Annotated in this window: 8 protein-coding genes and 1 pseudogene; 2 read left to right on the forward strand and 7 right to left on the reverse strand. The window is 42.5% G+C overall.

Annotated features, from left to right (window positions below; translation table 11 throughout):
- On the forward strand, positions 1-250 hold a 250-nt coding region (locus tag GJ1_RS16505; RefSeq protein ID WP_167346134.1), incomplete at its 5' end, for an ATP-binding protein.
- A gap of 159 nt (positions 251-409) precedes the next feature.
- Here the strand turns inward: GJ1_RS16505 and GJ1_RS19160 are convergent.
- Positions 410-1,207: pseudogene (locus GJ1_RS19160) on the reverse strand (glycosyltransferase); the annotation flags it as partial.
- A gap of 147 nt (positions 1,208-1,354) precedes the next feature.
- Here GJ1_RS19160 and GJ1_RS16515 point away from each other — a divergent pair.
- Complete coding sequence (locus GJ1_RS16515) at positions 1,355-2,515, forward strand: IS701 family transposase (RefSeq protein ID WP_245629440.1); 1,161 nt, start codon at positions 1,355-1,357, stop codon at positions 2,513-2,515.
- A 52-nt stretch (positions 2,516-2,567) separates the two neighbouring features.
- Here the strand turns inward: GJ1_RS16515 and GJ1_RS16520 are convergent, their stop codons facing one another.
- The 6 genes from GJ1_RS16520 to sat form a co-directional block, all read right to left on the reverse strand.
- Positions 2,568-2,924 (reverse strand): hypothetical protein, encoded by a 357-nt coding sequence (locus GJ1_RS16520; protein ID WP_066234819.1) that lies wholly within the window; start codon positions 2,922-2,924, stop codon positions 2,568-2,570.
- Between the two features lie 466 nt (positions 2,925-3,390).
- Positions 3,391-4,767 carry a sugar phosphate nucleotidyltransferase gene (locus GJ1_RS16525; RefSeq protein WP_066234822.1) on the reverse strand — a complete coding sequence of 459 codons (1,377 nt, stop codon included), beginning with the start codon at positions 4,765-4,767 and terminating at the stop codon, positions 3,391-3,393.
- A gap of 32 nt (positions 4,768-4,799) precedes the next feature.
- The gene (gene cysQ / locus GJ1_RS16530; protein WP_157068406.1) at positions 4,800-5,621 is read right to left on the reverse strand and encodes a 3'(2'),5'-bisphosphate nucleotidase CysQ; all 822 of its coding nucleotides are present in this window, start codon (positions 5,619-5,621) and stop codon (positions 4,800-4,802) included.
- Between the two features lie 66 nt (positions 5,622-5,687).
- Positions 5,688-6,287 carry an adenylyl-sulfate kinase gene (gene cysC, locus GJ1_RS16535; RefSeq protein ID WP_066234825.1) on the reverse strand — a complete coding sequence of 200 codons (600 nt, stop codon included), beginning with the start codon at positions 6,285-6,287 and terminating at the stop codon, positions 5,688-5,690.
- Positions 6,288-6,305: 18 nt separating this feature from the next.
- Positions 6,306-8,087 (reverse strand): SLC13 family permease, encoded by a 1,782-nt coding sequence (locus GJ1_RS16540; RefSeq protein WP_066234828.1) that lies wholly within the window; start codon positions 8,085-8,087, stop codon positions 6,306-6,308.
- A 14-nt stretch (positions 8,088-8,101) separates the two neighbouring features.
- Entirely contained in the window at positions 8,102-9,286 is a 1,185-nt protein-coding gene (gene sat / locus GJ1_RS16545) for a sulfate adenylyltransferase (protein ID WP_245629438.1), read from the reverse strand.
- Between the last annotated feature and the right edge of the window lie 552 nt (positions 9,287-9,838).

Here is a 9,838-nt window from a genome sequence, read left to right on the forward strand (position 1 = left end):
TCAAAAGCAAGGATCGGAGCTGTTGTTTCATATTATCGCCGACTGTTATGAGCGAAAAAGCGTCATCGTGACGTCGAATCTGGAATTTGGACAGTGGAATCGGGTGTTTGGGGACAACCGCTTGACAGCTGCGCTGGTGGATCGCTTGGTTCACCATGCCCACATCCTGGCCTTTACGGGAGAGAGCTATCGACTGCGGAACGCTCTCTCCGCGATCCAGCCGTCCTCTTCCCCCGGTCTGGAACCTTAAGTCTTGAGCTGGCAAGCCTATGTATTTTTTCTTGCACTTCTCTGCATTTTTTGCTTGCAAAAAACACATAATAGGCGACAAAACGATAATCGCGATGAGTGAAACAATGAAGTCAAAACTCCGTTTTAAAATAAACCATCCTCCCGGTACTGCCGTAATCTAACGGTTTGGTTGAACAACACGCTCATACCCATTCGGATTTTGCGACTGCCACCGCCAGGCATCACGGCACATGTCCTCAATCCCCCTTGCCGCGACCCAACCGAGCTCCTTCTTCGCCTTCGTCGGATCGGCGTAGCAAACCGCCACGTCCCCTAGGCGGCGGTCAACGACCGTATACGGAATCTTCACCCCTGTCACTCGTTCAAACGCCGCCACAACCTCAAGGACACTATACCCTCGCCCTGTACCGAGATTATACGCCTCAACTCCAGTTGTCTCAAGCACCTTCTCCAACGCCTTCACATATCGCGAATACACGTCCTCCATTTCCGCGAGGACATTTTCTAAACGATAAGGTTGAATGCGTTCAAACGAAGCCCGGCCCATGTCTTCCCGAAGTTTTGGATCACGGATTAGCTTGATGAATGACTCGATTAAAGCTTGATCATCCTCTAAATCGACGACAAATCCATTGATCCCATGCTGAACCAAATCCCTTGAACCTCTGATATTCGTCACAACTAAAGGCTTTTTGGAAGCCATGGCCTCCATCACACATCGCGGCAATCCTTCCCGAAACGATAACAACGTCACGATATCGGAATCCGACAAAATCAGCGGAATATCACAACGAAATCCTAAAAAATGAATATGCTTTAACTCATGTTGTTCCACATACTGTTTCAGCTCTTCCTCGTTCTCTCCTTTGCCTACAATCAAACAATGCACATTCGGAATTTGTTGCAAGATTTTCTTCCAATTTCTCAACAGGAATAAATGATTTTTATTACGATCTGTAGACGAGCAAATTCACTGACATAAATTTACAACCAAACAAAAAAGGAGACATGAACCCGACTCCTTGGGTAAAATAGATGGGCTCAAAACCCATTCACACAAGGAGGTTCATGTCTCATGAATCAATGAGCACATCATCAAGGAATCCACAAGTTTTTCATAACATTGGGATTAGCACTTTACTTCTCGAAACCGGTCTTGAAGCATCTCGTTCATATCGTCGATGCCTTGACGACCAAAGGATTTTCAGGAACGCTGACCGATCTCCATCATTGGAGCTTTCATCCCAACCATCGAACGACGCTCAGCCATTTTTTCACGAAAAGCCCTTGGGATGAAGAGACGCTGCTTCGCAAACTCCAGCAATGGATCCTTCATCGCATCGAACGAATCGCCAAGCGGGAGAATCAACCCCTTTTTGTTTCGATCGATGATGCGATTTGCCAAAAAACGAAGCCTTCGTCACGGGCTGTGCACGCCATTCAAGGGTGTGATTGGCATTATTCTCACACAGAGAAAAAATCAATTTGGGGACATTCTCTTGTTTGGCTGATGGTGCACACCATGACCCAGGCGTTCCCATTCGCGTTCCGCCTTTATGAGAAGGCGGCGGGAACCAGCAAAATCGACCTAGCGATCGAGATGCTTTCCTCGCTCAAGGTGAAACCGGATCAGCCGGTGTATGTGCTCATGGATTCGCGGCATCCGTCCAAGGAGCTCATCGAAGCCTGCCTGAAAAAGGGATTCCATGTCATCGCGATGCTCAAGACCAACCGAATTCTCTACCCAAAAGGCATCGCCGTCCAAGCGAAGAAGTTTGCCGAATACATCGAACCGAGTGATACCCACCTCGTCACGGTGGGAGAAGAGCGTTACCGTGTCTATCGCTGCGAAGGCGCGCTGAACGATCTCGATGATGCGGTGGTGCTGCTGACTTGGAAGGCGGATCAGCCGATGACGCCGGAACATCTCCATTGCGTCTTGAGCACCGATCGGGAGCTCGACGACGAAGACATCTTGCGTTGCTATGCCCAACGTTGGGCGATCGAGTGCTTTTTCCGGCAGGCGAAAGACCAGCTGAAGCTCGATGGGTATCGCGTTCGCCGTGTTCGGGCGGTCAAACGGTATTGGATCACCGTGTTGTTGGCTTGCGTGTACAGCATAGCGGAATCCCAACAAGACCTCTCCGCCGGACTGGAGCTTCTTCGATCGCGGAAAGGACACAGCGTGGTAGAGTACATTTACAACGCGGCGAAGCAAGAGATTCCCATTGATGTGATCAAAAAACAGCTCCATGTCGCCTAAGGGGTACCCTGTTTGTCCCTTTATATATGGAAATTATTGCAATAAAAAATGCTCATCTACAGTTATTGAATTTTAGTTCTTCGGCAACAGCAGTTAAGATATCCCCTTTCTTATACTTGGCTCCATTATTTGGAACGGTCAAGGCTACCGTCCATTTATCTCCATTAAAAGGAAGAACAAACGGCGTAAACGTATCAGGATTCAGCACTTCTGCTATTAATAACACGTTGTCATTCTGCAGCTCCTTCACATACCTTACTTCTAAAATTAAACGACTGCCAAGAAGCTGCGGATCACAAAACCTCACGTAAAATTGATGTGCATCTTCCTGCGTCCAGTTGATCGGCGCCCCTAACTCATTTAAGAGAGAATGTAAATAGTCTTGCAATTTTCCTGCGTTGCTTTCCATATCTGATGCAACTCCTTTCCTGCTGCTCACCGACAGTGCAAAACATCCCTCTGTTCTAGCTTCAGAGGCGTGGGTATTATCCGTTGTCCAATTCCTCCACCTTTTTCGCCATTTTATCGTTAATTTTGGATTATTCGATCTAATCTTCGACAAAGCTCAAGAGACAGGCACTGTGGTACCATAGTTCCTAATTTTTTTATAGACTTACAGATTTAGTTGACAAAGTTGAATTCGCTTAGAAATATGCTCCCCCATTAATGATACCCAATCCTTCGAATTTCAATCTTTTCAAATTTTTTCCCATAATTAAACGCATTTTTTTGAAAAGTTGCAAACAGTATAAAAAAGCTCCATGAGCGCGCTTTGCTTGCTCTCCACCCGACATGAAAATGGCCGCTCCAAGCGCGCATTTTCATAGAAAAAAAGACGCTGCTAGAAGAAACACATCCTCCAAGCAGCCAAACCATTATTTACTCGCAGAGAAGCAATTTGCCTCTACTTCTTCCCACGTCATATAAATGCGAACGATATCTTCTTCAATTAATTGCGTGCCTGTTTGCACTTCGATAAATTCTAAATCCGTAATCGCTTTAATTCCATGTTTTGCACCGACAGGAATTTCAAGTACATCCCCAGGTCTTACGTGGCGAATTTCACCGTTAAAGGCAAATTCACCTTCTCCCTTAATAATCGTCCACACTTCGCTGCGATGATGATGCATTTGATAGCTTAAATTCTTCCCTGCGGTAACGCCGATTCGTTTTGTTAATACTTCTCGTCCATCTTCAAACCTTGTATAATCTAATACCCGATACCAACCCCAGCGGCGTTCTTCGTACATTGGACGCTGATCAAAATCGTTCACTAACTCTTTAATTTTTGGGCTTTTCGCTTTGTCAGCGACTAAAATCCCATCTGGACTTACTGCAACAACCGCATTAGATACTCCCAATACTGTCACAGGAATATCAAGTTCGTTAATAAGGTGGGTATTCTCACAATCAGCACTAATAACACCCTTGCCGATTTGGTTTGTTGCCATTTCTTCTGTTAATGTATTCCATGTACCAAGGTCTTTCCAATAACCATCATAAGGCAACACAACAATATTTTCCGTCTTTTCTACGACCTCATAGTCAAAGCTAATTTTCGGCAACTTATCATACTGCTTTAATAGCTCATCATATTGAGTCGGAAATCCCTTTTCTTGCAGCAATGAAATAATATAGTCAAGTTTAAATGCAAACACACCGCAATTCCAAAGTGCGCCTTGTTTAATTAACTCCGCTGCTTTTTCTTCGGTTGGCTTCTCTGTAAAATGGCTTACTCTTAAATAAACGCTGTCACTAGATTTAGTAGCAGGAACAATATAACCGTACTTCGCAGATGGATACGTTGGCTCCACACCGATTAACGCCAAATCAGCACCACTTGCGAGTACGGTTTCTTCTAAATCTTTGACTCGATGAAAAAAGCGATCCTCCACATAAGGATCGACAGGCAACACCGCAACAACTTCATCCAAACTCATTTCCTCGATACTATACAAATAAACCGACGCTAAAGCAATCGCTGGAAACGTATCGCGCCGCATCGGTTCAATGATCATCGGTACCTCTTGACCTAATTGGCTTTGAATCATATCGACTTGGGATTTGCTTGTCGCAATCACAGCGGAATCAGCTAGGCCAACATTTCCTAACTGTTCCCATACGCGTTGAACCATTGACTGCAGCTCGCCGTTTTGATTTTCTAACACTTTTAAAAATTGCTTAGAACGCGCATCGTTAGATAAAGGCCAAAGGCGTTTGCCGGAACCGCCGGATAACAATACTAATTGCATATGAGTTCATTTCCCTTCCCATTGAAAAAACATTAAATATTAAATTCAGTATCTCTCACGATAAACCAAGGATTTAATAAGTTCTCTTTATTATACGTTAAATCTTCACTTGTTTTCGTATTAAAAACTAATCCACCAGCCTGTTCCACAATCGCCTGCCCCGCTGCCGTATCCCACTCCATTGTCGGGGCAAACCGCGGATATACATCCGCTTTTCCTTCTGCGACCAAACAGAACTTTAACGAGCTGCCTGCTGAAGTAATATCCACTTCTCCATATTTCTCTTTAATTTGATGGATGTATTCCTCTGTTTCTGGCGATAAATGTGAGCGACTTGCTACGACAGATATTTTTTCTTTCTTTGTTTCAAGCGGAAGTCTTACTGAAGCATTCACCAACTCGACATCGTCTTGTATTTCTACTGTACTCGCGTTTGCGAGTTTAAAAGAACCGACGCTTTTTTTCGCAAAATATGCCGTATCCAGCACAGGTGCATAAATGACCCCAACAACTGGCTTTCCAGCTTCGATTAATGCGATATTAACCGTAAATTCCCCGTTTTTCTTAATGAATTCCTTCGTTCCATCTAAAGGGTCAACAAGCCAGAAATAGTTCCATTCTTTACGGGTTTCGTATGGAATAGACTTTCCTTCTTCACTTAATACCGGGATGTTTGGATATAAGGAACTTAATCCCTTAACAATCGTTTCATGCGATTTTTTATCCGCTAATGTAAGCGGAGAGTCGTCTTCTTTACTTTCTACATTAAAATCATTTTCATATACTTGCAATATTTCCTTACCAGCATCTAATGAAATTTTTAACAAATCGACCAATCGAATACTGTTCATCATTTATAAGACCTCTTTCTCTAAAATTTAAAGGTCACTCACATATTAGTAAGTGACCTCCATCTAATATCACTTTAAATATCCATTTTCCTCTAGATAAGTGATGACTTGTTTCACAGACTCTTCTAATGTTTGTTTATCTGTTTCAACTACCAACTCTGGATTTTCCGGTTCTTCATAAGGATCATCAATGCCTGTAAACCCCTTAATTTCTCCAGCTCTCGCTTTCTTGTACAAGCCCTTTGGATCGCGCCTTTCACACTCTTCTAAACTACATTTCACATAGATTTCAATAAACTCTTTTTCTCCAAGAAGCTGGCGAACCATTTCACGGTCTTCGCGGTACGGGGAAATAAAAGCGGTTAATGTCACTATACCGGCATCAACCATTAATTTTGCCACTTCTCCGATACGGCGAATATTTTCTTTTCGGTCTTCTGCGCTAAAACCAAGATCTTTATTTAAACCATGGCGAATATTATCTCCATCAAGAATATACGTGCGAATGCCTCTTTGGTGAAGCTCCTTTTCTACCTCCACCGATAACGTGGATTTACCGGCACCAGAAAGACCAGTAAACCATAATACCACACTTTTATGTCCGTTTAATTTTTGCCTGTCCTCTTTCGTGACTTTTGAAGGATGCCATACAATATTTGTTGCTTTCATTGCTCTTAAACTCCTTTTTTATGAAATCCATACGAAATAAACAATCCATACCGTTATGATCATCACAATGATATTGAGAGGCGTTCCCACTTTCACATAGTCCATAAATCGATAGCCGCCAGGACCGTATACAATTAAATGTGTTTGATAACCGATAGGCGTTATAAAGGCCGCTGATGCCGCGATTGCAATCAACACGGCAAGCCCCGTTGGATTGATACTCATTTTTTCGGCAATTTCCATAGCAATTGGAAACATCAAAACCGCTGCGGCGCTATTAGAAAGCAATTCCGTAAACATATTGGTTAGCAGATAAACAAAAAACAACACAGCAATAACTCCCAAAGGCTGGGCGATTTGAAGCAATCCGTCTGCAATCCATTCAGCTGCACCTGTTTTTAATATCGCTGTCCCGATTCCAAAAGAGCTGGCAATAAGCAAAAGTACATCAAACTGTATCGATTGTTTCGCGTCTGCTGGGGTCATCACTTTCATCAGTAATAATAGGACAACCGCTAGGCTCATGGCTGCAAACATCGATAGAACGCCAAACGCAACCAACAAAATCATCGCAAGAAGAATACCAATGGCAATCCAGCCTTTTTTCTCGTCTTCTTGCAATGCGGCTGGTGTATCAAGTGGCGTGACTACGTAAAAATCATTCGATTGTTTAAATTTATTCATAAAATCCGATCCGCATAAAAGAAGCAATGTATCGCCAGGTTTTAACACAATATCTCCAATTTTGCTTTGAATTCTTTCCTGGTTGCGATGGACGGCAATCACCGCCGCATCATATTTGCTTCTAAACTGCGCTTGCTTTATCGTCTTATCCAAAAGCGAGGAGTGATGAGACACAACCGCTTCGACCAACTGTGTATTTCCATTTTTTAAAGCATCCAAGCTAAGATCTGTACCTGTCTCTAATGTAAGCCCTTTAATTCGCTGAAGCTCGGCAATCGTAGAAACTACACCAGTAAAAATTAATCGATCCCCCTCTTGAATCTTCGTCGTTGCTTTTACAGGAGAAATCTTTTCATTTCCCCGGATAATTTCGATTAGATATAGCCCTTTTAATTGACGCAAGCCGGCATCCTGAACGGTTTGATTCAGATATGGAAAATCTGAACCAACCACCATTTCTGCCAAATACTCGCGAGAACGTTCTTGAACCGTTTCCTTTATGCTTTTGTTGTTCGGCAGCAAGCGATAACCGATTGTGGCCAGATAAATGAATCCAGCAATCGTAATCGGCACGCCGACAATCCCCAATTCAAATAAAGAAAATCCCTTCATGCCCTGCTTCAACATTAAGCCTTGTACAACCAGATTCGTAGATGTACCCATTAAAGTAATCGTGCCACCTAAAACAGTCATATAGGATAGAGGGATTAAAAATTTGGAAGGCGGTATATTATTTTCTTCGCACCATTTTCTTAGAACCGGCGTTAAAGCCGCCACAATTGGTGTATTATTCAAAAAAGCAGAAAAACCCGATACGGGCAGAAATATTTTTGCCATCGTTCCAGCGACTGTTTTTTCCTTTTTTATTCGTTTAATTAAAGAACCCTCAATGATGCCGCTTTTCTGAACCGCCCCGGCAACAATAAATAACAAAGCAACCGTTAACGTTCCCTCATTTGCAAAACCTTCTAAAGCTTCTTCCTCAGTTATAATACCAGTAAGCAAAAAAACAGTTAACACCGCAAATACAATTATATCCGGACGGGCAATCTCAAAAATAAGCCCGCCCATCATTAAAGCAATCATCAATAAGACAAAACCGATTTTAAATGTCATATATATCCGTTCCTTTAATTAGTTTCTCTCATTCCCCGAATCAACACTTCCGCTACTTCAGGACGAGAGAACTCCGCTGGCGGCTTAATGCCGTTGCGCAACATTTCACGCACCTTCGTGCCGCTTAAATGTACATGATATTTTTTATCATGCGGGCATGTTTTCGTTGTTCCCATATTGCCGCATTTTGTGCAATAGAAGCTATGTTCAAACTTAAGAATTTCGATGCCTATCTCTTCTTTCGTAAAGTTGTCAAAGATTTTTTGCGCATCATACGTTCCATAATAATTTCCTACTCCCGCATGATCACGACCAACAATAAAGTGCGTGCAGCCATAGTTTTTACGTACCAACGCATGTAAAATCGCTTCACGCGGACCAGCATAACGCATCGCAGCAGGATAAATCACCAAGCGCACACGATCTTTCGGATAATAATTGTCAATTAGCACCTGATAGCTTTCCATACGAATGTGCGCTGGAATATCATCCGATTTTGTTTCCCCTACGAGCGGATTCAACAACAAACCATCAACAATTTCTAACGCACATTTTTGAATATATTCATGCGCCCGATGAACCGGATTGCGTGTCTGGAAGCCGACAACCGTCTTCCAGCCAAGTTCCGCAAACATCGCACGAGTTTCACTAGGATCTTTATAAAACTCTTCAAATGGTGCATGATTCGGACGGTTTAATAAAGTGATTGGACCCGCTAAATACACTTCTCCTTTTTCATATACTTTCTTGACGCCAGGATGCGCTTCATCCGTTGTACCGTATACCATTTTTGCCTCAAGCTCTTTATCGTATGTGTACTTTTCTTCTAACTTCAGCGTTCCGTAAATAACGCCATCTTCACCTTTAAGCGCGATTTCTTCCCCAATTTCGAATCGATCCGCTTCCTCTTTGCTCACCGGTAATGTAATAGGGATACTCCAAACTAACCCATTCGCAAGACGCATTTCGTTGACAACGCGAAGATAGTCTTCTTGGCCCATGAATCCAGTGAGCGGGCTGAAACCGCCGATGCCGATTAGTTCGAGGTCGGAAATGCTCCATGCAGAAATGGTGAGAGATGGCATTTTTTCTGTTTTTGCTAGAAGTTCTTCCCGTTCTTTGCCTTTTACTTCACGATTAATTAATACTCCTCCATGTGGGATAATATTTGACACCTTTTCAAAAGTTGTTGTAACCAATGTTTTCTCCTCCATCTTCATATTTTAGTATAATTTCATGAACACATTCTATATGGCTTCAGATTAATTTTTCAACATATGTATCTGTCCAATTCATTGGAGTGATTTTTCTGAAAATTTAGCGAGGTGTTCCAAGAACAAAACAATCAATTCTCGCATCTCCTTTCGAGTGGGATGGAACCAATTGGCAATCAAAATATCTTTAAATGACCTACAAATCGTTCGACCACGTTTAAATTCGGTGAATACGGATACAAAAATACAAGTTCGTGCTCACGAAAAATAGCTGAAGGACTTTGGCATGATGAATTCTTGTGTTATCCAAGACCATAACAACATGTTTATTTAGATACTAGCCATATGTACTGAAGAAACTATAGAAAAGATTGTGCATTACATTGATCTGTTTCCATACAAAGCAGCTCACAGTTCTTATATCGACACTTCCAATAAACTGTCGGTAGCGTAGTATCCATACGTAAAAATTTGTTTTTGATTCCTTTCACACTCCAGTAGAACAAAGCAGGTGACAATCCCGAATACAGCTTTTTA

This window comes from Geobacillus jurassicus NBRC 107829 (assembly GCF_001544315.1).
GTDB lineage: Bacteria > Bacillota > Bacilli > Bacillales > Anoxybacillaceae > Geobacillus > Geobacillus jurassicus.